The organism is Pantoea sp. USHLN256 (genome assembly GCF_037149875.1).
Taxonomy (GTDB): Bacteria; Pseudomonadota; Gammaproteobacteria; order Enterobacterales; family Enterobacteriaceae; genus Pantoea; species Pantoea nemavictus.
Genome location: NZ_JBBCQO010000001.1, coordinates 862,955 through 886,945, shown reverse-complemented (window position 1 = coordinate 886,945; position 23,991 = coordinate 862,955). Strand labels below are relative to the sequence as shown.

At 56.5% G+C, this 23,991-nt stretch carries 24 protein-coding genes and 1 tRNA gene; 9 read left to right on the top strand and 16 right to left on the bottom strand.

The features are described 5' to 3' along the window. Positions 1–18 precede the first annotated feature (18 nt). Positions 19–450: a multidrug/biocide efflux PACE transporter gene (locus WFL93_RS04230; RefSeq protein ID WP_007886887.1), complete on the bottom strand. Its 432-nt coding sequence runs from the start codon at positions 448–450 to the stop codon at positions 19–21. Positions 451–540: 90 nt separating this feature from the next. Between WFL93_RS04230 and WFL93_RS04225 the strand changes: the two genes are divergently transcribed. Beyond that, a complete protein-coding gene (locus tag WFL93_RS04225; RefSeq protein ID WP_007886886.1) occupies positions 541–1,410 on the top strand; it encodes a LysR family transcriptional regulator in 870 nt (289 codons plus the stop codon). On the opposite strand, the gene ybaK is transcribed toward WFL93_RS04225, so the two are convergent. The 3 genes from ybaK to copA form a co-directional block, all read right to left on the bottom strand. After that, the gene (gene ybaK / locus WFL93_RS04220) at positions 1,407–1,886 is read right to left on the bottom strand and encodes a Cys-tRNA(Pro)/Cys-tRNA(Cys) deacylase YbaK (protein ID WP_049850832.1); all 480 of its coding nucleotides are present in this window, start codon (positions 1,884–1,886) and stop codon (positions 1,407–1,409) included. The genes WFL93_RS04225 and ybaK overlap by 4 nt on opposite strands. 297 nt (positions 1,887–2,183) lie before the next feature. Then, positions 2,184–2,984, bottom strand: a complete 801-nt coding sequence (locus tag WFL93_RS04215; RefSeq protein ID WP_336777323.1) for a TraB/GumN family protein — start codon at positions 2,982–2,984, stop codon at positions 2,184–2,186. A 73-nt stretch (positions 2,985–3,057) separates the two neighbouring features. After that, positions 3,058–5,577 (bottom strand): copper-exporting P-type ATPase CopA, encoded by a 2,520-nt coding sequence (copA, locus tag WFL93_RS04210; protein ID WP_336777322.1) that lies wholly within the window; start codon positions 5,575–5,577, stop codon positions 3,058–3,060. An 89-nt stretch (positions 5,578–5,666) separates the two neighbouring features. Between copA and cueR the strand changes: the two genes are divergently transcribed. Continuing rightward, positions 5,667–6,095, top strand: a complete 429-nt coding sequence (gene cueR, locus WFL93_RS04205) for a Cu(I)-responsive transcriptional regulator (RefSeq protein WP_180823193.1) — start codon at positions 5,667–5,669, stop codon at positions 6,093–6,095. Here cueR and WFL93_RS04200 read toward each other — a convergent pair. From WFL93_RS04200 to tesA, 6 genes are all read right to left on the bottom strand, one after another. Further along, on the bottom strand, positions 6,092–6,955 hold the full coding sequence (locus tag WFL93_RS04200) for a hypothetical protein (RefSeq protein ID WP_336777321.1): 864 nt from the start codon (positions 6,953–6,955) through the stop codon (positions 6,092–6,094). The genes cueR and WFL93_RS04200 overlap by 4 nt on opposite strands. A 282-nt stretch (positions 6,956–7,237) precedes the next feature. Then, positions 7,238–7,456: a hypothetical protein gene (locus WFL93_RS04195; RefSeq protein ID WP_336777320.1), complete on the bottom strand. Its 219-nt coding sequence runs from the start codon at positions 7,454–7,456 to the stop codon at positions 7,238–7,240. A gap of 123 nt (positions 7,457–7,579) precedes the next feature. Continuing rightward, positions 7,580–9,181 carry a hypothetical protein gene (locus WFL93_RS04190; protein ID WP_336777319.1) on the bottom strand — a complete coding sequence of 534 codons (1,602 nt, stop codon included), beginning with the start codon at positions 9,179–9,181 and terminating at the stop codon, positions 7,580–7,582. Between the two features lie 485 nt (positions 9,182–9,666). Next, a complete protein-coding gene (locus tag WFL93_RS04185; RefSeq protein ID WP_007890783.1) occupies positions 9,667–10,521 on the bottom strand; it encodes a co-chaperone YbbN in 855 nt (284 codons plus the stop codon). A gap of 79 nt (positions 10,522–10,600) precedes the next feature. After that, positions 10,601–11,374, bottom strand: coding sequence for an SDR family oxidoreductase (locus tag WFL93_RS04180; RefSeq protein ID WP_336777318.1), 774 nt, complete (start codon positions 11,372–11,374; stop codon positions 10,601–10,603). A 31-nt stretch (positions 11,375–11,405) separates the two neighbouring features. Beyond that, positions 11,406–12,032, bottom strand: a complete 627-nt coding sequence (tesA, locus tag WFL93_RS04175) for a multifunctional acyl-CoA thioesterase I/protease I/lysophospholipase L1 (RefSeq protein ID WP_180823199.1) — start codon at positions 12,030–12,032, stop codon at positions 11,406–11,408. Between tesA and ybbA the strand changes: the two genes are divergently transcribed. The 3 genes from ybbA to WFL93_RS04160 all read left to right on the top strand — a co-directional run bounded on the left by ybbA (position 12,000) and on the right by WFL93_RS04160 (position 15,915). Continuing rightward, positions 12,000–12,686: a putative ABC transporter ATP-binding protein YbbA gene (ybbA, locus tag WFL93_RS04170; protein WP_336777317.1), complete on the top strand. Its 687-nt coding sequence runs from the start codon at positions 12,000–12,002 to the stop codon at positions 12,684–12,686. The two genes, tesA and ybbA, sit on opposite strands and share 33 nt — an antisense overlap. Next, positions 12,683–15,100: a putative ABC transporter permease subunit YbbP gene (ybbP, locus tag WFL93_RS04165; RefSeq protein WP_336777316.1), complete on the top strand. Its 2,418-nt coding sequence runs from the start codon at positions 12,683–12,685 to the stop codon at positions 15,098–15,100. The genes ybbA and ybbP overlap by 4 nt, the downstream gene beginning before the upstream one ends. 71 nt (positions 15,101–15,171) lie before the next feature. Further along, positions 15,172–15,915 (top strand): class I SAM-dependent methyltransferase, encoded by a 744-nt coding sequence (locus WFL93_RS04160; protein WP_336777315.1) that lies wholly within the window; start codon positions 15,172–15,174, stop codon positions 15,913–15,915. Between the two features lie 98 nt (positions 15,916–16,013). Here the strand turns inward: WFL93_RS04160 and purK are convergent, their stop codons facing one another. The 4 genes from purK to ppiB all read right to left on the bottom strand — a co-directional run bounded on the left by purK (position 16,014) and on the right by ppiB (position 18,926). After that, positions 16,014–17,078 (bottom strand): 5-(carboxyamino)imidazole ribonucleotide synthase, encoded by a 1,065-nt coding sequence (gene purK, locus WFL93_RS04155; RefSeq protein WP_336777314.1) that lies wholly within the window; start codon positions 17,076–17,078, stop codon positions 16,014–16,016. Then, the gene (purE, locus tag WFL93_RS04150) at positions 17,075–17,584 is read right to left on the bottom strand and encodes a 5-(carboxyamino)imidazole ribonucleotide mutase (RefSeq protein WP_007890776.1); all 510 of its coding nucleotides are present in this window, start codon (positions 17,582–17,584) and stop codon (positions 17,075–17,077) included. The genes purK and purE overlap by 4 nt, the downstream gene beginning before the upstream one ends. 131 nt (positions 17,585–17,715) lie before the next feature. Continuing rightward, entirely contained in the window at positions 17,716–18,432 is a 717-nt protein-coding gene (gene lpxH, locus WFL93_RS04145; protein ID WP_336777313.1) for a UDP-2,3-diacylglucosamine diphosphatase, read from the bottom strand. Then, positions 18,432–18,926 (bottom strand): peptidylprolyl isomerase B, encoded by a 495-nt coding sequence (ppiB, locus tag WFL93_RS04140; RefSeq protein WP_049850842.1) that lies wholly within the window; start codon positions 18,924–18,926, stop codon positions 18,432–18,434. Before ppiB ends, lpxH begins: the two co-directional genes overlap by 1 nt. A 335-nt stretch (positions 18,927–19,261) precedes the next feature. On the opposite strand from ppiB, the gene cysS reads away from it, so the two are divergent. After that, positions 19,262–20,647, top strand: a complete 1,386-nt coding sequence (gene cysS, locus WFL93_RS04135) for a cysteine--tRNA ligase (RefSeq protein WP_336777312.1) — start codon at positions 19,262–19,264, stop codon at positions 20,645–20,647. A gap of 32 nt (positions 20,648–20,679) precedes the next feature. Further along, positions 20,680–21,789, top strand: a complete 1,110-nt coding sequence (locus WFL93_RS04130; protein WP_336777311.1) for an AAA family ATPase — start codon at positions 20,680–20,682, stop codon at positions 21,787–21,789. A gap of 74 nt (positions 21,790–21,863) precedes the next feature. Here the strand turns inward: WFL93_RS04130 and ybcJ are convergent, their stop codons facing one another. Together ybcJ and folD are read right to left on the bottom strand one after the other, a co-directional pair. After that, entirely contained in the window at positions 21,864–22,076 is a 213-nt protein-coding gene (ybcJ, locus tag WFL93_RS04125; protein WP_007890771.1) for a ribosome-associated protein YbcJ, read from the bottom strand. Beyond that, entirely contained in the window at positions 22,076–22,942 is an 867-nt protein-coding gene (gene folD / locus WFL93_RS04120) for a bifunctional methylenetetrahydrofolate dehydrogenase/methenyltetrahydrofolate cyclohydrolase FolD (protein ID WP_336777310.1), read from the bottom strand. The genes ybcJ and folD overlap by 1 nt, the downstream gene beginning before the upstream one ends. Before the next feature lie 175 nt (positions 22,943–23,117). Between folD and WFL93_RS04115 the strand changes: the two genes are divergently transcribed. Then, complete coding sequence (locus WFL93_RS04115) at positions 23,118–23,621, top strand: DUF1198 family protein (RefSeq protein ID WP_336777309.1); 504 nt, start codon at positions 23,118–23,120, stop codon at positions 23,619–23,621. 95 nt (positions 23,622–23,716) lie between these two features. Then, a tRNA-Arg gene (locus WFL93_RS04110) sits at positions 23,717–23,793 on the top strand. Positions 23,794–23,991 lie beyond the last annotated feature (198 nt).

The following is a 23,991-nucleotide window of genomic DNA, read 5'->3' as shown; positions in this document are numbered from 1 at the left end:
CCGGTTTTCAGAGAGGCATCAAGCCTGACAGGATTTCTGCGTCACCCAACGGTGGCGCAATTTATCCCACACCCAGTTGTAGAGCATGGTATAGGGCAGGAAGAACAGAAAGAACGCCACTTCCAGCACGAAGGCTTCCAGCAGCGAAATATTCAGCATCCAGGCGGCAATCGGCAAGCCGATCAGGATAAAACCACCTTCAAAGCCCAGCGCGTGCATAGCGCGCAGACCGAAGCCGCGTTTAACCTGCGGCGGCCAGATGCGATCAAAACCGGTGTTATAGATCATGTTCCACAGCATGGCGACGGTCGACAGCATGATCGCCAGCGCGCCCATCTGAAACAGCGGTTTCTCCATGATCCAGGCAGCCAGCGGCGCAACGGTGATAAGTGCCAACCCTTCAAAGCCTGCGGCATGACAAAAACGTTCTTTCAGCGAACGGGTACGCATAGAAACCTCCTGATTAGTGATGTCGCGTATTTTCGCACCCTAAAATGCTAAGATAAAATGATCACCTATCGATAAAAGCGATGGTTCACCATGAAGTACTCCCCGGAATCTCTTGAAGCTTTTGTGCAAACCGTCGCCAGCGGATCGTTTTCAGCGGCAGCGCGCGCGTTGGCAAAAAGCCAGTCCACCATCAGCAGCGCGGTAGCTAATCTGGAAGATGATCTGGGCTTCACGCTGTTTGATCGCAGCGGACGCCAGCCGGTGCTCACCGAACATGGACAGCGTGCGTTTGCGCAGGTGCAGCAGATTCTGGCCGCCAGCCAGCGGCTGGATGAACTGGCGGTGCGCCTGTCGCAGGGGGTTGAGCCGCGCCTTAGCCTGGCGATCTCTGATTTCTGGCAGGCCGATCATCATCAAAATTTGCTCAATCGTTTTGATCAACGTTATCCGGATATCGAGTTCGAGTGCATGATCGCGGAGGATGCGGATGCTTTAGATCTGTTGCAGGCCGGTCGTGTGCATCTCGGCGTGGTACGGGCGCAGCCACAGTTGCCGCCGGATTTGGCGGTGGCGCGCCTGCAGGTTGGCGCGCAGATGGCGATCTATCTGCATCAGGATCATGCCTTGTCGCAGTTGCAGCAGGTGAGTGAAGGGCAGTTAGGTGAGCTGCGGCATCTACGGCTCAACACGTGGGTGCAAAATCGTGAGCCGCTGCCCGCCGGACGCGTGTGGTCAGCGCCATCCTATCTGTTACTGCTGGAGATGGCGGAGCAGGGTTTCGGCTGGAGCGTGTTGCCGCGCTGGCTAGTGGAGCAGTTTGGTCATCAGGTGCTAAAAGAGCTGCCGGTGCCGGGCTGGCCACAGCGTATTGCGGTAGATGTGGTGTGGTCACGACGCAATCCACCGGGACCGGCCGGGCGCTGGATGATCGATCAACTCTGCGCCCAGCAGCCCGATTAATCGCGTCTGGCGACATCGGCCAGCGGCGCATCCAGCAGGCGCGACAAATCCTGCGCCGCCAGTTCGATATCCAGCCCGCGCTTGCCGCCAGAGATGAAAATGGTGGCGAACTCCGCCGCCTGCCGATCGATCACCGTTGGCAGACGTTTTTTCTGTCCCAGCGGGCTAATGCCGCCCACCAGATAACCGGTTACGCGCTGTGCCAGCTGCGGATCGGCCATATCGGCTTTCTTGGCGCCCAGCGCTTTGGCGACCTTTTTTAGGTCCAGCTGAGTTGAGACCGGCGTCACCGCCACGGCCAGCGCTTTGGCATCGCCGTTGAGCGACACCAGCAAAGTTTTGAACACCTGGCGCGCATCAAGATTGAGCTTACGCACCGCTTCATCACCAAAATTAGTTTCATGGCTGTCGTGGTCATACGGATGCAGGGTAAAGGTGACGTTTTGTTTTTCCAGAAGTTTTACCGCGGGCGTCATGATTGGTCCTTGTTAGGAATATTCTTATTTCAGTTTTGATGGAAAAACAGTGGCGAAATTCTGAACTTTGCGCGAGAATTGGCCCGCGCCAGCAAGAGATTGCTGGTGATAACCAAAATCATAAACAAATTCCTCTTTGACGGGCCAATATTATTATTGGCCTTCTTTTTTTCTGAATTTTTCCATTGTTATCACTCGCACATACTTGTAGCGGCGCGATTTATCGCGCGCTTTTCAGCGACATTCGTAAGCTCAATTGAGCGCAATAAATTGCGCCGCTACGGATAGGTGCAGAATTTATTTCTTCAGCAACCCCGGCAAATTATCGTCGCCATACAGATGCAGCGCGCCCACCGCCACCACATATCGCCCTTTAGGTAATGCCAGCAACAGTTCGCGCCAGTGCTGATTACGATTACGCATCAGCGTGTCGTTAAGCTCGCTGCTAAAAGTGCTGGGCAACGCCACGGGTTGCTGCGTTGGCGGCGCATCCAGCCACCAGCTAATCATGGTTTGCAGCAGACGTGCGTTGGTATGCCAATGCTCAAGCGTATCCAGCAACAGCGGCAAACCATCTTGCGGCAGCGATTTCAGCAGGGCGATCTGGGTTGCCGGACCTTCCAGTTCAATAATGCGTTTATTCGCCGCTTTTGCCGCCTGCAACAGCTGATAATCGATGCCAAACTGCGGACGTAAGCCGAGTCGCTGCGCCTGTTGTGCCTGTAACATCAACGCGATTTGCCAGAACGGCAGCGTGTCGAACACGCTCAGTGAAAGTGACAGCTCATCACACAGGGCTTGCAGCCGTTGCAGGACGTCAGCTGCAAGGCGCATTGCAAGCGGCGGATGCGCATCATCGTTGCTAAACGGCGATGCGCCTTGCGTGATATCGGCTTCAACAATCAGCGCGTCGGCTTTATTAAGCTGACGCAGCAAACCGGCGGGCAGCGGCTGCATGTCGCGCGTGCCCATATGAATGCTGCCCGCCAGATGAAGGCGTCGGTCACCCAGCTGAATATCCATGGCCGGCCAGCTGTAACTGGCCGGGAAAAGGGTCGCGATCCGTTGTTGGATGCTGTGCCACAGACCGTGTCTCATTCCCTGTCCTGTCCTTTTTAATGCAAAAATCCATGCTAGCGATTTCATCCACGGAAGAACAGGGCTGGAGTGGCTATTCCCGCTGCGCGGGCTTGAAGCGCAGCAAACGGTTAGCGTTACTCACCACGGTAATTGACGATAGCGCCATCGCCGCGCCCGCCACAATTGGGCTCAGCAGCAGGCCGGTAAACGGATAGAGCACGCCCGCGGCAATCGGAATGCCCAAACTGTTGTAAATGAAGGCGCCTAATAGGTTCTGACGCATATTGCGCAGCGTGGCGCTGGCTATCGACAACGCATCGGCGACGCAGTGCAGATCGTTGCGCATCAGCGTCATTGCTGCGGTTTCAACCGCCACGTCGCTGCCGCCGCCCATCGCGATACCGACATCTGCCTGCGCCAGCGCCGGTGCATCATTAATGCCGTCGCCCACCATCACCACTTTGCGACCTTGCTGCTGCAGCTGAGTAATGGCCTGCGCTTTGCCCTCCGGCAGTACGCCGGCAATCACTTCATCAATTCCGGCTTCGGCGGCAATTGCCTGCGCGGTTTTCTGGTGATCGCCGGTCAACATAATCAAGCGATAACCCAGCTGATGCAGACGCTGCAGCGCCTCTTTGCTCTCAGGACGTAGGCTGTCACGCAGCGCGATTAATCCCAGTAGCTGATGACTATCGGCCAGCAGCACCGGCGTAGCGCCTTGTGCGGCAAAGTGCTCGATATCCGCCTGCGCGGCGCGGTAATCAATCTGATGTGCATCCAGCAGCGCCTGATTACCCAACAGCAGCGTTCTGTCGTCAACTTTAGCGCTGATGCCTTTGCCGCGTATTGTACGAAATTGCTTAACCGCTTCGCCGCTGACATCAGGCGCGGCAGCGAGAATTGCTTTAGCCAGCGGATGGCTGGATCCATGCTCCATCTGCGCCGCCGCGCTGAGCACCTGCTGGCGATTCCAGTCGCTGTAAAGCAACACATCGCTGACCTGCGGCGTGCCGCGCGTCAGGGTGCCGGTTTTATCGAACACGATGGTATCGACTTCGCTGGCACGTTGCAGCGCATCGGCGTCACGCACCAGCACGCCCAGTTCTGCCGCGCGTCCCACGCCAGCAATCACCGACATCGGCGTGGCTAAACCCAAGGCGCAAGGACAGGCGATGATTAGCACCGTGGTGACAATCACTAAGGTATAAGCCAGCTGCGGCTGCGGACCAACCAGATACCAAATCAGGCCGCTCAGCAGCGCAATCGCGACCACCACCGGGACAAAAACGGCGGAGATGCGATCGGCCAGACGCCCGATGTCAGGCTTGCTGCTTTGCGCCTGTCGCACCAGATTAATGATGCGCGACAGCGTGGTATGGCTGCCGGTGGCGCGCGCGACAAAGTGCAGCGTGCCGTCTTGCACCAGCGTACCGGCAAAGATTTTGTCGCCTGACTGTTTGGCCTGCGGTACGGCTTCGCCGGTCAGCATGGCTTCATCAAACCAGGCTTCGCCGCTGATGACGTCACCATCTACCGGCACGCGATCGCCGGTCACCAGTTTAAGCGTCATGCCCGGCTGAACCTCGCTCAGCGGCAGCAAGGTTTCACCGTGATCGCTGACGACGCGCGCCTGCGCGGGCGTTAAATCCAGCAGGCGTTCCAGTGCTTTTGAGGCACGCTGGCGTGCGCGCTGCTCCAGCGCGTGGCCGAGATTGATTAAGCCCACGATCATCACGCTGGCTTCAAAATAGAGATGGCGTGCCTGATGCGGAAAGAATTCTGGCCATAGCGCCACACTCATTGAATAGAGCCACGCTGCGCCGGTTCCCAGCGCCACCAGCGTATCCATGGTGGCGGTGCCGTGACGCAAACTGCGCCACGCGCTGCGATAGAAATGGCCACCGGCAATCAACATCACCAGCAAGGTGATCACGCCCAGCGTGCGCCACAGGGTTTGGTTATCGGCGCTCAGCATCATGTTGTCGCCGAGCATGCCCCAAATCATCATCGGCACGCCGAGCAGCAAGGCCAGCGCTGATTGCCAGCTAAAGCGCCGCATGGCTTGCCGTGCGCTGACCTGCTGGCGTTCGCGCCGCGTTTGTTCATCATCGATCACTTCGGCGGAATAGCCCGCCTGATCGACCGCGCTAACCAGCGCGTCGGCTGGTGCATCGCCGAGGATCAGCGCGCTGCGCTCGCCGAGATTGACGCGTGCCTGGCTGACGCCGGGCACGTTTTGTAGCGCCTGCTCCACGCGACTCACGCAGCTGGCGCAGCTCATGCCGCCAATCAGTAAGTGATGCACGGGAAGATCTTTGGTAAGCGATTCTGCCGGTTGCGACTCCGTTGTCAGCGCCTCCGGCGGCGGCTCTGTAGCTGTCAACGGTTTAGGCTTTGGGCTGGCTGCGCCGTCTTTCAGCACCGCGTGATAACCGGCTTGTTCCACCGTGGCGATCAGATCGCTGGCACTGGCGGCGCCCGTTACGCGCGCTTCTTCCTGCGTGACGTCGGCCTGTTCGACATCGCTGCGCTGCTCCAGCGCTTCTTTTACGCGTTTAACACAGTGGCCGCAGGACAAGCCGTCCAACGCCAGCAGTTGAGTATGTGACATGGTTTACTCCTCAGGTTTTGACTGCATGCAAAATTTGCATTAGAGATGTACCCTAAACCTTCCATTCAGGGGAAGGTCAAGAGGTGAATATGAACATCAGCGATGTGGCAAAAAAAACCGGACTCACTAGCAAAGCGATTCGTTTCTATGAAGAGAAAGGCGTGGTGACGCCGCCATCACGCAGTGATAATGGTTATCGCTATTACGCGGCGCATCATATTGATGAACTGAATCTGCTGCGCCAGGCGCGTCAGGTGGGTTTTACGCTGGAAGAGTGTCGGGAACTGGTGACGCTGTTCAACAATCCTGCACGGCACAGCGCGGATGTTAAAGCGCGCACCTTGCAGAAAGCCGATGAGATTGCCGCACATATCGAAGAGTTACACGTAATGCGTGCGCGCTTGCTGGAACTGGCAGAAGCCTGCCCAGGCGATGACAGCGCGGAGTGCCCAATCATCAATCACCTGGCCGGATGCTGCCATCACGCGGATGGCAAGCGCGACTCAGGGAAAAATTAAACCGGGTAGGCAAAAGAGAAATCACGAATAAAGGCGCCATTCGCAGCGGCTATTGCTTTCACCATCTCGGCATAATAGTTTTCAACACCGATTTCATGCACCGCGGCGATCATCGGTTTAAGACGATCACAATAAATGTCTGGATTGAGCGAAGATGCGCGGTTTACATTGGGAACGTTCTCGCCACAAATGGCCTGATAATAGGTGCGTGTTGCACCTTTCACTTCGGCTGAAACGGCTTTCATATCGTCTTCAGCGGTAAGGATTTGCAGCGTCGGAATTTGATGCGCATCGATGGCGTTCTGCAGGCGATCAACAAACTGCTTAAAGAACTCAATTGAACCCAGGTCCATGACGCGCGGCGCGGTAGTGCGGCCCTGCGTGTTGCCAAGCGGTTTGCTGTGCTCTTTATGCGAATTAGCTGTTGTGGATGAAGATAATTTTTTCAGATCGAGATCAAACAACAGATCCGCCAGCTCGCGGCGCTGTGCCAGATCCATATCCTTAATCTCTTTTACCAGATGGGCGACCTCATCTGACTTGTACTGGAAGTTCTGTAGCCAGATAGACCAGTACTCATTTTTCGCAACGAACCAGGCAGGTCGATTATCGGCGGAGTAACGCTTAATCTTCGCGCTTTTTTTGTCATATTCGATCGCTGTTCCATCGGCAAACTGGAACTGGCAACCGGCGAATAACGGATTCACGTCAACTTCCGCACCTTGCTTTACCCACTCTTCAACCTCACTTGACATAAGGTAGGTGAGAGGAGGCTTATCATTTTGGACACACTCAACCAGAGATTTTAAGTCAGGGATTTTACGTTTAAAATTATACCCATAGTAAATAAAGCGTTTCATGGCTGGCTATCCCTCTAACAGTGTGCAGGTGAATTTACCACATTGTTAGAAGCTTATCTTAACGACGTCGTATCAGTTTGTTCAAAGTGTGTTCTATGTCCTCAAAAATAGCCCCCTCCTCATAAAGCAAGGCTGCCGCTTGTTCAATCTCGCGATCGGTTGGCTTATATTCCCGAATGAATCTCGCATGTGAAATGACTAACTCGGGTGATTCCGCACAGATATCGATTTTGTAGAGCGCTATCAGACAGGAAACAATATGTTCTCTCAATGCGCACATCCCTACTGACAGTGAAACTTAGCGAAAACAACATTCTGATAGGCTAATGCTGCTGCATTTTTCGCCCTTAGCGGGTGAAGCGCCGAGTCTTGCTTAGCCTCGCGGATCAATTGGCGTATATAGGGTTGCGAGAGGCCAAATTCCTGCGCGATATCTGCCGCTGTATTTCCTGCCACATGTGCCATATAGATTTGCTGATTGCGTTGTGTGTGATCTGACATCTAAAGTTCCCCGATAGTCTTTAGCTGATTAAAGTGAGAGTTAAGTTAATACTGAGTGTTGTGGTCTTGTTTATACGCTGAGAAAAGGGCCATCAGACGACAGCCCCGTGAAACACTTTGCTGTTAGTAATGGAAACCACCGCCTTGATGACCGCCACCCGCAGCAGCGTGGGCACCATTACCGAAGCCATGCGCTTCGGCGCTGTGTGTTCCTTCGGAATTGCTACCGCCATTGCCATGATCGTTATTCGCATGGCCATGCATCGCCCGTCCATTTGCCCCACCTTTCAGCGGATTACGCTCAAAGGCAGCGATGTGTGGCACCGCAACTTGTAATGAAGGAGTCACCGCAGCCAGCTCCGCCGCTGTGGTGGTGGTGCTGACACCGTTTACCGTCAGGCTAACCGGTGTCTTACCTGGCAGACTTGCCGCACTTACGTTGATTGAACCCACCATCATTTGCTGGCGCTGCATCTCGCCGAGCTTGTAGCTGGTGGCACTGACCTGCGGAGCCTGGGCAGGAGCAACACCCATCATCATTTGCTGACGTTGCATCTCACCGAGTTTGTAGCTGGTGGCGCTGAGCTGAGGAGCCTGGGCAGGAGCAACACCCCTCATCATTTGCTGACGTTGCATCTCACCGAGTTTGTAGCTGGTGGCGCTGAGCTGCGGAGCCTGAGAAGGCGCCACGCCCGCACTTTTCTGCTGGCGCTGCATCTCGCCGAGCTTGAAGCTGGTGGCGCTGAGCTGCGGAGCCTGAGAAGGCGCGACGCCCGCACTTTTCTGCTGACGCTGCATCTCACCGAGCCTGTAGCTGGTGGCACTGACCTGCGGAGCCTGAGAAGGCGCTACGCCCGCGCTGTTCTGCTGGCGCTGCATTTCGCCGAGCTTATAGCTGGTGGCGCTGACCTGCGGAGCCTGAGAAGGCGCGACGCCCGCGCTCTTCTGCTGGCGCTGCATCTCGCCGAGCTTATAGCTGGTGGCGCTGAGCTGTTTAGCCTGACGATCGGCATCGGCCTGGCGGGCGTCAGCCAGGGCTACCGCCATGTCCGAGTTTTTGCGGACGTTAACCTGCGGGCCCATTGGGCGTTCCACGCCCGCACTTTTTTGCTGGCGTTGCATCTCGCCGAGCTTATAGCTGGTGGCGCTGAGCTGTTTAGCCTGACGATCGGCCTCGGCCTGACGGGCGTCAGCCAGCGCCACCGCCATGTCCGAGTTTTTGCGGACGTTGACCTGCGGGCCCATCGGGCGTTCCACGCCCGCACTTTTTTGCTGGCGCTGCATCTCGCCGAGCTTGTAGCTGGTGGCACTGAGCTGTTTAGCCTGACGATCGGCATCGGCCTGACGGGCGTCAGCCAGCGCCACCGCCATGTCCGAGTTTTTGCGGACGTTGACTTGATGCGGCAGGTTATAACCACCCGCTACAGCGCCGGCTAACTGATTCCTGGCACCCGCCATTTGTGCATTGGCATTGGCCCGGGCGGTCGCGGCTTGGCTCATGGCATCACGATCCACTTGCATAGCCTCAACGCCTTTCAGGCCACTACCTTGGTGAGTGAAGCGTCCAGCATAAGCTGCGGCAACGCGTGCATCCGCAGCAGACTGCATGCGGCTGGCATGGCTTACCGCTTCCTGACCACGACTAATAGCAGCCGTATCGGCTAAAGCAGAAAGCGAAGAAGAAGTAACAACAACAGCGACCAGAGTTTTAGTAAAATTTCCCATGATTAGTTTCCTAGAAGTTAGATTGAACTTTGCCTTAAGTTTTGACTTAATTCCTAATGGTGCGGATATTACGCTCGCTAAAAACTGCGGCAACACTTAATTTGCGCAGTGCATTAAGTTTTGAGTTATCTCTATGAAACTAAATGCAAACTTTTTTAGTGTTTATGTAGTTTGTTGTGGTGCCATTAAGTGTTGGGTTTGTTTGGGCGTTGAAGTTTGGTGTTTATGTTTTCAGGTTTGGGAGCATTAAGGGGGAGATGATGAAAGCGAGTGATGAAATGCTGGGCGGATATCAATGATTTGCAATGCTAGTAGGGTGAGGCGAATCAGGCCGCCATCGTTAGACCGTGCAGCTTGAGTGAATACGGGAAAGTAAGGTTATCAGGAAGGGGGAATTACAGGACGAACAGCGTAAGCACTGCGATAACCTGCCGCAGATTGATTATCGGGCCGAGTCGTTCGGCCCGTTTAACGCGCGGTACCGATCAGTACAGCAGCGAGTAAAGCTGGCGGCGATAGCGGGCGGCGAGGGTATCGCCAGTGCCGAGTGCGGCCAAAATCTCCTGGAACATCTTGCGCACCTGGCCATCACCCGCACTGAGATCGCTTTTCAGGAAACCGAACAACAGCTCTAACGCTTCTTCGTTGCGGCCAACCTGATGCAGCTGTAAGGCAAGTTTTGCCGCCAGCTCGGCATTCGCGGCATCGCCGGCCAGTTGTTCCTGCAACAGCTGAATTTCTGGCGTATCGGCGGCCTGTTTCAGCAGTTCGATTTGCGAGATCAGGCTTTGATAGCGCGTGTCCTGATCCTGCAACGGCACCTTATCCAACACCGTTTCCGCTTCGTCGCTGCGATTAAGGGTGATCAGCACTTCCGCCAGCAGGAAACCGATTTCGCTGTTTTGATTGCTCAGCTGCCAGGCATCTTTCAGCAGCGGCAGAGCGTCAAGCGGTTTGCCTTCGTGCATCAGCTGCATGGCTTGCTGCGCCTTTACTTCTTCTTCACGCGGCAACACCTTTTGCAGCAGGGCGCGAATCGCCTCTTCAGGTTGCGGGCCCTGGAAGCCGTCCACCGGCTGACCGTTCTGGAAAAGATAAACGGTTGGGATGGAACGCAGACCAAACTGCGAGGCCACCATCTGCTCTTTATCACAATCCAGCTTCGCCAAAATAAACTGACCGGCATACTCCTGCGCCAGGCGATCCAGCACCGGCGTCAATTCCTGACAATGCTGACTGCGTTCGGACCAGAAATAGAACAGCACCGGCAGCTGCATCGACTGCTCTAAGGTCTGTTGCAGATTGGATTCGTTGATGTCGATAATCAAAGCGTGTGACATGAATACGTCTCTTTGCAGAAAGTGTGTTGAGGATATGGGGGCAAGCTGCCCAGGTTCAAGCTCGATTCTGACTTGCAGCTTAGTTGCTGCGCAAAATGCGATCCAGTATCCAACCTGGCAGCAGGCGTTTCAGCAGGCTCATCGTCCAGGCGACCAGCGTCACCGGATAACGCAACCGCGGATGTTTGCTCTCTAACGCGTGACGCAGTTTCGGCAGAATCGCTTCCGGCGGCAGAGTAAAACGCGCGGCGATACCGGGATTGCGCACCGGTTTATCCTGTTCACCCTGATGCACGTTATCGGTGAAACGCGTGCTGATGGGGCCCGGCTCGAGCAAGCTGACGCGAACGCCAGACTCGCGCACTTCAAGACGTAGCGCATCGCTCCAGGCTTCCAGTGCCCATTTGCTGGCGGCATACGCGCCACGGCCTGGCGTAGAGATCAATCCCAGCACCGAACTGGTATTGACGATGCGGCCATTGCCGCTGGCCTGCAGCGCCGGTAGCAGGCGCATCGTCAGTTGATGGGTGCCAAACAGATTGGTGGAAAACTGCTTTTCCAGCTGCTGACGCGACACGCTGCTCAGCGGCCCATATTGACCAAAACCGCCGTTATTAAACAGCGCGTGCAGGCGATGCTCGGTGAGCTCCAGCACGCGGTCGGCGGCGGCATCGACGCTGGCGGCATCATCGAGATCCAGCTGCACGCCAATAAATCCCAGCGCTTCCATGCGCGCCACATCGTCCGCGCGACGACAAGCGGCCAGCACGCGATAGCCGCGTGATAAAAGATCGTTAGCGGCGACCAAACCAATGCCGCTGGAGCAGCCGGTGATGAGAATTGTTTTTTGCATTTCTTTACCCGTTAAAAATCACACGCCTGCATTAATCATGCTTTACTAGCGGAGCCAGTTCGGTCGCCATCAGGTTGGCGATAAACGGCTGAGCATCCGGATTGGGGTGAATTCCATCCTGCTGCATCCACTCCGGCTTCAGGTAGACCTGCTCCATAAAGAAGGGCACCAGAGGAATGTCGTACTGCTGTGCCAGGCGCGGATAGATAGCGCTAAACGCCTCCGTATAACGACGCCCATAATTGGCGGGCAGACGAATCTGCATCAGCAGCGGCTGCGCTTTAGCGGCTTTCACTTCGTCGATCACTTTGGTTAGATCGTCAGCGATGTTCTGCGGTGGAAAGCCGCGCAGGCCATCGTTACCGCCCAATTCGATTAACACCCAGCGGGGCTGATGCTGTTTTAATAGGCTCGGTAAACGCGCCAGCCCTTGTCCTGCGGTATCACCGCTGATGCTGGCGTTGACGACTTTGGGCTGCTGTTGCCACTCTTTATTCAGCAAACTTGGCCACGCCGCCGTAGCCGACATGCGATACCCGGCGCTCAGGCTGTCGCCCAACACCAGCAACGTGTCGGCGGCGGCAAATCGGGACACCAGCAGAAGCAATAACAACAGGAAGGGATAATGCCAGCGGAAAACATTGTTGCAGTTCATCATCTTACTAAGTCCGTCGGTCAGGGGGAGCATCAGCTGACCATCCTTACCGGAGTTGAGCTGGTTGTCAAACCAGCGGAGACCATCGCCTTGATTGGCGAGTCCGGCTCGGGCAAGTCCACGCTGCTCGGCATTCTGGCGGGCCTGGACGATGGCAGCAGCGGCGAAGTGCATCTGCTCGGTCAGCCGCTGCACACGATGAATGAGGAGCAACGAGCTGCGCTGCGCGCGCGTGAGGTCGGCTTTGTTTTTCAATCCTTTATGCTGGTGCCAACGCTCAACGCGCTGGAAAATGTGCAGCTGCCCGCGCTGCTGCGCGGCGACAGCGATCGCGATAGCCGCAGCCAGGCGGTGGAGCTGCTGACGGTGCTGGGCCTGAAAGATCGTCTGCACCATCTGCCTGCGCAACTCTCCGGTGGCGAGCAGCAGCGTGTGGCGTTGGCACGCGCCTTTAGCGGTCGTCCTGGCCTGCTGTTTGCCGATGAGCCGACGGGCAACCTCGACCGCAAAACCGGCGATCGCATCGCCGATCTACTGTTCTCACTCAACCGCGATTTTGCCACCACGCTGATTTTGGTGACGCACGATGAGCAACTGGCGGCGCGCTGCGACCGCCGCTTGCGGCTGCGTGACGGCAAGCTGTGGGAGGAGACATGATTTGGCGCTGGTTCTGGCGCGAGTGGCGCTCGCCCTCGCTGCTGATTGTCTGGCTGGCGCTGACCTTAGCGGTGGCGTGCGTGCTGGCGCTAGGTTCGATCAGCGATCGCATGGAAAAAGGCTTAAGCCAGCAGAGCCGCGACTTTATGGCCGGCGATCGTACGCTGCGCACCACCTCGCCTGCACCGGACGCATGGCTGAATAAAGCGCGCGACGAGGGGCTATCGGTGAGTCGTCAGCTGAGCTTTATGACCATGACGTTTGCCCAAGAGACGCCGCAGTTGGCGGATGTAAAAGCCGTGGATGATGCCTATCCGATGTTTGGCACACTGCAAACCCATCCGCCCGGCTTACGCCCGCAAGCGGGAACGGTGCTGGCCGCGCCGCGTTTGCTGGCGTTGCTGAACCTGAAAGTGGGCGACAACGTAGACGTTGGTGATACTACGCTGCGTATTGCCGGTGAAGTGATTCAGGAGCCGGATGGCGGTTTCAATCCGTTCCAGACCGCGCCGCGTCTGCTGATGAACCTGGCCGACGTGGAGAAAACCGGCGCGGTGCAGCCGGGCAGTCGCCTGAGCTGGCGCTATAAATTCTCCGGCGAACCGGCACCGCTGGCGCGCTACGACAGCTGGATCGAGCCGCAGCTAAAAGCCGATCAGCGCTGGATTAGCGTCGAGAACTCCGAAGATGCGCTAGGCCGATCCATGCAGCGTGCGCAGCAATTTTTACTGCTCTCCGCGCTGTTGACGCTGATGCTGGCGATTGCCGCGGTGGCGGTGGCGATGAGCCATTACTGTCGCAGCCGCTACGATTTAGTCGCGGTGCTGAAAACCCTCGGCGCAACGCGCAAGGCGCTACAGCGGCTGATCATCGGCCAGTGGCTGGCAGTGCTGCTGCTGGCGGCAATAGTCGGGAGCGCATTAGGGCAGGGGATTGAAGTGATTCTGCTGCTGATGCTGAAACCGGTGCTGCCGGGCGCGCTGCCTGCGGCGAGCTTCTGGCCGTGGCTGTGGGCGATTGGCGCGATGTTTGTGATTTCGCTGCTGGTCGGTTTACGTCCTTACCGCTTGCTGATGGCGACGCAACCGCTGCGCGTATTGCGTCGGGATGCCGTGGCCAACGTTTGGCCGCTGCGCGTCTATCTGCCTGCGATGGCGCTGGTGGTAATGGGGTTGCTGGCGCTGCTAATGGGCGGCAGCAAAATGCTGTGGGCGCTGCTGGCCGGCGTGGTGATGCTGGCGCTGCTTCTGGCACTTCTCGGCTGGGGCACGCTGCTGCTGCTGCGTAAGCTGGTGGTGCGCAATCTGGCACTGCGCCTGGCGATCAACCGTCTGCTGCGCCAACCGGCGATGACGCTCAGCCAGCTGGCGGCGTTTTCGCTCTCATTCATGCTGCTGGCGCTGCTGCTGGTGATGCGCGGCGATCTGCTCGATCGCTGGCAACAGCAACTGCCGCCGGATAGCCCAAACTATTTCCTGCTGAACATCACCAAAGAGCAGGTGCCACAGGTAAGTGATTTTCTGACCGGGCATCACCTCAAGCCGGAAACGTTCTACCCGATCGTGCGCGCACGTCTGACCGAGCTGAACGGCAAGGAGGCCGATCCGAAGCTGGATAACGCGCTCAATCGCGAGCTCAATCTAACGTGGCAGGCGGAGCGTCCGGATCACAATCCGCTGATTGCCGGCAGCTGGCCGCCAAAAGCCGGTGAAGTCTCAATGGAAGTGGAGCTGGCGGATCGTCTCGGCGTGAAGCTCGGCGATAGCTTAACTTTCAGCGGCGATACTCAGCAGTTCAGCGCCAAAATCACCAGCTTGCGTAAGGTCGATTGGGAAAGTTTGCGTCCGAACTTCTTCTTTATCTTCCCGCCGGGCGCGCTCGATCAACAGCCGCAAACCTGGCTGACCAGCTTCCGCATGGAGAGCAATCCTGCGTTACTGGCGCAGCTTAATCGCGCGTTTCCGACGCTGAGCCTGCTGGATATTGGCAGCATGATGCGCCAAATCGGTCAGGTGTTGACGCAGGTAAGCCAGGCGCTGGAAGTGATGGTGGTGCTGGTCACGGTGTGCGGCGTGCTGCTATTGCTGGCACAGATTCAGGTCGGTATGCGTCAGCGCCGCCAGGAGCTGGTGGTGTATCGCACGCTCGGCGCCAGCAAACGGCTGCTGCGCGGCACGCTGTGGTGCGAGTTTGCGCTGCTTGGCGTGGTGTCGGGGATTGCGGCGGCCCTTGGCGCTGAAGCGGCGCTGTGGGGATTGCAGCGCAAGATCTTTGATTTCCCCTGGCAGCCGGACTGGACGCTGTGGATGGTGTTGCCGATCGGTGGCGCATTGTTGCTCTCGTTGTGCGGCGGTTGGTTAGGTACCAGGCTATTAAATCAGAAGGCGTTGTTTAGAAGTTTTAATGCCGGTTGAGTCTTAGATTTAAGTTCTGGTCTGCATGTGTCGACTCACAGCAGCAGATCAGACTTATTTAAGGCTCAAACATGTCGTCTCAACTCATCGTTAAATCCGTCGTTGAAATCGGGTGCTGTAAAGTGTGTCAGGGCGAAGCCTCGCTGTATGGTGTCACCGATTTCAATACTGCCTGTTATGCGCAAAATGCCAGTCGTTACGTGTATCCACTAACTGGTGTGCCGATTTATTACCATCAGTGCCAGAGCTGTGGTTTGGTGTATACCCACGCGTTTGATGACTGGACGCCGGAAGATTATGCGCAGCATGTGTACAACGAAGGCTATGCTGAGTTTGATCCCAATTATGAGATCGAACGCCCGCGCAAAAACCGCGATCTAATTTTGGCTCTATTTAAAAAGTTTCATGGCAAAAAGATGCTGGATTACGGCGGCGGTACTGGCACGCTGGCGCGCTTAATGCAGGAAGTGGGCATTGATATGGTTGCCTGGGATCCGTTTGTGCCTGGTGACTATCCGCAATTAAACTCGTTTGAATTTATAACCTGTTTTGAAGTGTTTGAGCACACGCCTGAGCCGCATAAAACGCTGGGGGAAGTGTCAGGCTTTTTGAAAAAGGGCGGGGTGTTTTTCTTCAGCACAGGCACCACGAATGAAGTGAGCCATTTGGGAATGAATGATTGGTATATCGCGCCACGCAATGGGCACATCACGATTTATTCGGAAGCGTCGCTCAATGCGCTGTTTGAGGCGCATGGTTTCCAGATTACGCATCTCAATCGCTGGAGCCATGTGGCGATGAAGATGGTGGCGTAACGCTCGTCAGTTAAGCGAGAATCGGTCACCATGAATGGCGACCTTACATTTACAAAGCTGGGTTTTCGTAGGATCGCCATTTATGGCGACCTGGTTACTCAAAGCTTCTCCACCGCCCACGTAATCCCGCTCGCATACTCTGCCGGTAGCAGCGGCACCAGCGCATTTAAGGCTTCCGCCAACCGCGCGTGATCGCTATCGGTCAGATTCAGATGCCCCACCTTACGACCGGCGCGCACCTCTTTGTCATACCAATGCAGATGCACCAGCGGTTGTTGCAGCCACGCCAGATTCACATCGGTACCGATCAGGTTCACCATCACCGACGGCGCAAACACCACCGGTTGCGGCAGCGGCAAGCCGAGCACGGCGCGCAGATGCAGCTCAAACTGGCTGATGGACGCGCCATTTTGCGTCCAGTGACCGCTGTTGTGCACGCGCGGGGCCAGTTCGTTGATCAGCAAACCGGCTGGCGTAATGAAACACTCCATCGCCATCACGCCGACGTAGTTCAGCTCATGCATGATGGCGCTGAGCATCGCTTCCGCCTGCTGTTGCTGCGCGGCATCAGCCTGCGGGAAGGCAACGCTGGTGCGCAGAATGCCATCCTGATGCAGGTTGTGCGTCAGCGGATAAAACACCGTGCTGCCATCGTGGCCGCGCGCACCGACCAGCGACACTTCACCGCTGAAGTTAATGCCTTGCTCAACGATGCATTCGCCGTAGCACTCATCCGGCAGCGCATCGGTTTCATTGGCGCGCAACCGCCACTGTCCGCGGCCGTCATAGCCGCCGGTACGACGCTTCACAATCCCCAGCTCGCCCAGCGAGCTGAACACCTGCGGCCACTCGGCTTTATCCGCCAGCAGCTGCCACGGCGCGGTGGCGAGGTTTAACTGATCCAGCAGCTGTTTTTGCGTCAGACGATCGGCCAGACGCGGGAAAATATCGCGATTCACAAACGCCGGATGGCTCGCCAGTTCGCGGGTTAACGCGGTTTCTGGCCAGCGTTCGATCTCGGCGGTAATCACGCTTTCGGCGATCGGCAGCGCAGAGGGTTCTGCATCCAACCCGACCGGATAGACCGCGATGCCGAGCGGTTCACCCGCCTGGCGCAGCATGCGGCCTAACTGACCGTTTCCTAATACGCAAACCGGCTTCATGCGTCCTCCCGCGGATCCGGGTTGTTCAGCACTTCATCGGTCTGCGTTTGACGCCAGTTGGCGATGCGCGCGGACAGCGCGCTGTCGTGAATCGCCAGAATCTGCGCCGCCAGCAGGGCAGCGTTGGCGGCACCGGCTTTACCAATCGCCAGTGTTCCCACTGGAATGCCGCGCGGCATCTGCACGATGGAGTAGAGGCTATCGACGCCGCTCAGCGCGGCGCTTTGCACCGGCACGCCCAGCACCGGCACCAGCGTTTTGGCGGCCAGCATGCCCGGCAAATGGGCTGCACCGCCGGCACCGGCGATAATCACCTGAAAACCATTGTCGGCGGCGGTTTCCGCGAAGCTGAACAGTTTGTCGGGTGTACGGTGAGCTGAGACCACTTCAACGTGGAAGGGCACATCCAGGCTGTTAAGAATTTCCTCGGCGAACTGCATGGTAGCCCAGTCACTTTTAGAACCCATGACAATGGCGATACGGGCCGGGGTGGCGTTGGATGACATGCGGTCAACTCCTGTGAATATGCAAACGAACCTGGCCGGGCGGGCAGGCGAAGAAGGGCACAGAGAATAGCATGAGATGGCAGCAAGGAAAACGGTTGCGTAGGCGGAAAACGGGCATTTACGCCCGGATGTCAGAAGGGAAATTCGATCAGGCTTACGCCGCTGGCATCAAGCTGAATCATCGAGCCATGCTCATGCCAGGCACCGAGCACCGCGCGCTGAGCGTTTTCGCCGTGCAGCGAGAACTGATGAATCGCCGGGCGATGCGTGTGGCCGTGAATCAGTATCTGCAGCTTATGGCGCGTCATCGCTTCCTCAACGGCGTGCTGATTGACATCCATAATGCTGACCGACTTGTGCTGATTGGCCTGTTTGCTGCCATTACGCATGCGCGCGGCAATGCGCATGCGCAGGCGCAGCGGCAACGCAAGGAACAGACGCTGCAACCAGCGCTGATGCACTTTGGCGCGAAAACGCTGATAACCTTCATCGTCGGTACACAGGGTGTCGCCGTGCATGATTAATACGCGATGTCCGTACAGCTCCAACACCTGCTCTTCCGGCAGCAGCGTCATGCCAGAAGCCCGCGCGAAGCGCTGACCGAGCAGGAAGTCGCGATTACCGTGAATGAAGAATTTCGGCACCGGCAGCGCCTTGAGCGCCGCAGCAATTTGCTGATGCAGTGGATTCGGATCGTCGTCGCCGATCCAGGCTTCAAACAGATCGCCAAGGATATAAAGCGCATCGCACGAACGCGCTTCACCCTGCAAAAAATGCAGAAAACCGGCAGTAATTGCCGGTTCTTCATTGCACAGATGCAGATCTGCGATAAACAGCGTGCGCGACATTACTCGCTAACAGTCACTTTCTGGATGACAACGTCTTCAACCGGAACGTCCTGATGCATACCGCTGCGGCCAGTTTTCACCGCTTTGATTTTCTCAACCACGTCCATGCCTTCAACCACTTCAGCGAACACGCAGTAACCCCAGCCTTGCAGGCTTTCGTCACGGAAGTTCAGGAAGTCGTTGTCTGCTACGTTGATAAAGAACTGCGCAGTGGCCGAGTGTGGAGCCTGCGTACGCGCCATCGCCAGCGTACCTTTGGTGTTTTTCAGGCCGTTGTTCGCTTCGTTGCGGATATCGGCTTTGGTGTCTTTCTGCTTCATGCCAGGCTCAAAACCGCCGCCCTGAACCATGAAACCGTTGATTACGCGATGGAAGATAGTGTTATCGTAAAAACCTTCCGCGCAGTATTCCAGGAAGTTCTTCACGGTAGCCGGCGCTTTGTCATCGAAGGTTTTAATTACGATATCGCCATGGTTCGTCTGGAAAGTGACCATTATTTTCTTCCTGTCAGGTTTGTCGTCAGTGTCGTCTGCCGCGCCTGCAAGGCGGCGGGGCATTTTTGTAGACGCTTCTTATATCACAATTTCCAATAACGCGTCAGTAACCGGACGGCAGTTGGCAACCGAGCGATGCACAACTGAGAAAAATACGGCACAATAACCGGCTTGATGCCGTGCAGTTGGGCAACGTAGTTTCGGTCGCCATGAATGGCGACCCTACAGCGTACCGGTGCGATTTTGTAGGGTCGCCATTCATGGCGACCGCGATGCACTTAACTGACTTTTTTAACGTTCGAATCCCGCACACGTAAAACAAACGGAACCGTTCAATGCTAAAGATTTATAACACCCTGAGTCGACAGAAAGAGGAATTCAAACCCATCCATGCCGGTGAAATCGGTATGTACGTGTGTGGTATTACGGTTTACGACCTCTGTCATATCGGCCATGGGCGTACCTTTGTGGCATTCGACGTGGTGGCGCGTTATCTGCGTTACGTGGGCTATCAGCTGAAGTATGTGCGTAACATCACCGATATCGATGACAAAATCATCAAACGTGCCAATCAAAATGGTGAAAGCATTGAAACGCTGACCAACCGTATGATCGCTGAAATGCATAACGATTTCGCCGCACTCGGCATTCTGCCGCCGGATCTGGAGCCGCGCGCCACGCGCCATATCGATGAGATCATCGAGCTGGTCGGTACGCTGATTGAACGTAATCACGCTTACGTCGCTGACAATGGCGACGTGATGTTCGACGTGCTGAGCGACAAAGCTTACGGCGTGCTGTCGCGTCAGGATCTGGAACAGCTGCAGGCCGGTGCGCGCGTAGAAGTGGCGGACGTGAAGCGCAATCCAATGGACTTCGTGCTGTGGAAAATGTCCAAAGCCGACGAACCGGCGTGGAATTCGCCGTGGGGCAATGGCCGTCCAGGCTGGCACATCGAATGTTCGGCGATGAATTGCAAACAGCTCGGCACCCATTTCGACATTCACGGCGGCGGCTCGGATCTGATGTTCCCGCACCATGAAAACGAAGTGGCGCAATCTACCTGTGCGCACGATGGTCCGTATGTGAATTACTGGATGCACTCCGGCATGGTGATGGTTGATCGCGAGAAGATGTCGAAATCGCTGGATAACTTCTTCACCGTGCGCGATGTGTTGCAGCATTTCGATGCCGAAACCGTGCGTTACTTCCTGATGTCGGGCCACTATCGCAGCCAGCTCAACTACGGCGAAGATAACCTCAATCAGGCGCGTGCGGCGCTCGAGCGTTTGTACACTGCGCTGCGTCACACCGATGCCAATGCGACGGCGGCGGGTGGCGAAGAGTTTGAAGCGCGTTTCCGTACCGCGATGGATGACGACTTCAACACGCCGGAAGCCTATTCGGTGTTGTTCGATATGGCGCGTGAAGTGAATCGCCTGAAAAGCGAAGATAAAGCGGCGGCCGATGCGCTGGCGGCGAAACTGCGCCAGATTGCCAACGTGCTCGGCATTCTGCAGCAGGATCCGGAGCAGTTCCTGCAGAGCGGTGCGCAGGTCAATGACGACGAAGTGGCGGAAATCGAGCATTGGGTGAAAGCCCGTTCCGACGCGCGTGCAGCCAAAGATTGGGCGCAGGCGGATGTGGCGCGCGATAAGCTTAACGAGTTGGGCGTGATTGTTGAGGATGGGCCACAAGGCTCCAGCTGGCGACGCAAATAACCGGAGAGGGCGAGAAATCGCCCTTTTTTATTATGGCGATTGAACAGATTCAGATTCACGGCTTCCGCTCGGTGCGCGATCTCACGCTACCGCTACAACAGCTCAACGTGGTGAGCGGACCCAACGGCTGCGGCAAATCCAATTTGTATAAAGCGGTGCGGCTGCTGCACGAAGCGGCTAGCGGGCGCCTAGCGCTGGCGCTGGCGGAAGAGGGCGGTATCCAGAAAGCGATGTGGGCGGGCGGCTTGCGGCGCGGCGATCGGCGCCACGATCCCAAACGTCTTTCATTGGCGGTGGTAATGGACGACATGGATTACCAGATCGATGTCGGTTTTCCTGAGCCTTTAGCCACCAGCATGTTCAACCTCGATCCGCTGGTGAAAGAGGAACGCTTGTGGATGAGCGGCCAGCGGCGACGTCCCTCCTCCTGCATCCTGCAACGCACTAATCAAACAGCTTTTCTGCATAACGTTGATGGTGAACGCGTGAGTTATCCGGGGGTGCTGCATCCGGAAGAGTCGCTGTTTGGGCAACTGGGCGAACCGCATCTCTATCCCGAGCTTTCGCAGGTGCGCGAACGGCTGCGCCAGTGGCGTTTTTATCATGAGTTTGCCGTGTGGCCCGGTTCGCCGATTCGTGCGCCGCAGATTGGCGTGCGTGCGCCGGTGCTGAGCCACGATGGCAGCAATCTGGCGGCGGCGTGGGCTACCATCGTCGAGCGCGGTCATCACGAGCTGTTGTTTCAGGTGATGGATGACGCTTTCCCGGATACCGAATTTCACGTGGATGTGCAGAACGGGCGCTTTCAGATGCTGATGTCGCGGCGCGGGATTTTGCGTCCGCTGGAGAGCGCTGAGTTCTCTGATGGCACGCTGCGTTTTCTCTGCTTAGTGGTGGCGCTGCTCAGCCCGCGTCCGCCAGCGTTTATGGCGCTGAATGAACCGGAAAACAGCCTGCATGAAGATCTGCTGCCCGCCTTGGCGCGCCTGATCGCCGAAGCCAGCCAGTTCAGCCAACTGTGGATCACCAGCCATTCACCAAAACTGGCGACGCTGATTGCCGAACATACGGCGGTGAATCATATCGAGCTGGAGCAAATAGAAGGGGAAACGCGCGTGGTGGGGGAAGAACGTCTTTTGTAGGGTCGCCATTCATGGCGACCGTATCAATTACTGCACCTTACGTGATGACGCCATTCACGGCGACCATCACCTCATTACGCGACAACCGTAATCTTAAAGCCAGCAAACTCAACTTTCTGGCCTTCTACAATCTTGCAGCGCTTACGCGTTTCCACTGCGCCATCTACGCGTACTTCGCCTTCTGCAATCACCGCTTTCGCCTGCGCACCGCTCTGCACCCAACCTTCGAGTTTCAGCAGGTCGCACAAATCAACGTGGGCATGTTTACCGAGAGAAAAACTGGCCATTATGCCTCCTCAATGTCGTGAAATTCTTCACACGCGGTCAGCGTGTTTTGGATCAATGTAGCGACCGTCATCGGACCGACTCCGCCTGGAACTGGCGTGATGTACGAGGCGCGCTCAGATGCCGCGTCGAACTCCACATCACCGACAACTTTACCGCTGTCGAGACGGTTGATACCGACATCAATCACCACCGCGCCCGGCTTGATCCAGTCGCCCGGAATAAAGCCCGGCTTGCCGACCGCGACTACCAGCAGATCGGCGTGCTCAACGTGATGACGCAGATCTTTGGTGAAACGGTGCGTGACGGTGGTGGTGCAACCGGCAAGCAGCAGCTCCATGCTCATCGGACGGCCAACAATATTCGATGCGCCCACCACCACGGCGTTCAGGCCGTAAGTATCGATATTGTAGCGCTCCAGCAAGGTGACGATGCCGCGCGGCGTACATGGACGCAGCTTTGGCGCGCGCTGGCACAGACGACCGACGTTGTACGGATGGAAGCCATCCACATCTTTGTCCGGCACGATGCGCTCCAGCACTTTGACGTTATCGATGCCGGCTGGCAGCGGCAGCTGCACCAGAATGCCATCGATCTCGTTGTCGTTATTCAGCTTATCAATCAGCTCCAGCAGCTCTGCTTCGCTGGTGGTGGCCGGCAGATCGTAGGAGCGGGAGATGAAGCCCACTTCATCACAAGCACGACGTTTGCTGGCGACATAGATCTGCGAAGCCGGGTTTTCACCCACCAGCACAACTGCCAAACCCGGCGCACGTTTACCGGCCGCCAGACGCTGCTGTACTTTTTCGGCAACCTCAAGGCGCACCTGCTGCGCAATCGTTTTACCGTCAATAATTTTTGCTGCCATCAGAGAGGAAATCCATCTGTAGAGGGTTAAATCGGGGATGGCGCCTATTCTGTCAGAAGCGCGTGCGGCTGTCAGGTAGAGATTCGCCCTCTACGCCGCTTTCCCGATTTTTCGCCGTGGCGCCAACCCGCGTTAGCGCTTATGATGCCCGGCAGTGAATGAGATGGATGACGTGATGATTTGGTTAATTCTCGCCACGCTGGCGGTGGTGTTCGTGGTCGGTTTTCAGCTGCTGACGGCCAGCTCGCGCCATGCGGTGCAGGCGCTCAATAAACGGTTGCAGTTGCCGCCGGTGCATATCGAATCGATGCTATCGCTGATGGGCAAAGAGGCGGCAAAAGAGTTCACCGACTACATCGCGGGCGATAACGACACGCATCTGCACAATGGCGCGGCGGTGCTGCTGATTTGGCAGGTGCTGATTGTCGATGGCAGCGACGAAAATATGCAGCGCTGGCATAGCATTTTGAGCCGAGCGGGGTTTCAAGCGTTGATTTCAAGGCAGCAGTTGTTGCTGGCGTTGGGGTTCTTGCGCCAGCTGGAACCGGATAGCCAGGAACTGCATGCGCTGCGCGACCACTACAATGCGCACTTCACCCAGCAAGGGATTGAGCTGGAAGGCGAAACGGAGCAGGGCGGCAATCTGGTGTCGTTGAGCGACTGGCGCAAGCGGCATTAAGGGATTTTGGTTAATCTGGCAGCACTCCGCTGCTCGGGGGAGGCAAAAACGTTGACGCGCGAGCCGCTGGACGTATAATCCGACCCAATCACTATGCGCCCTTAGCTCAGTTGGATAGAGCACCGGCCTTCTAAGCCGTAGGTCACAGGTTCGAATCCTGTAGGGCGTACCAAATTCTTTCTTCAGCTTTACTCTGAATCCAGCTAATTCCTTAATTTACACGAATACTTAAGTCATCTTAAACTTGCCATTTATTAAAAGACGCTAAAGATGTCATGTCATTTTTGACTGGATATTTCGGCTGAATGCTTACATGAAAAATTCATACTTTTGCAGACTCATCTTCTAATGAAAAGTTTGAAGCACTGCG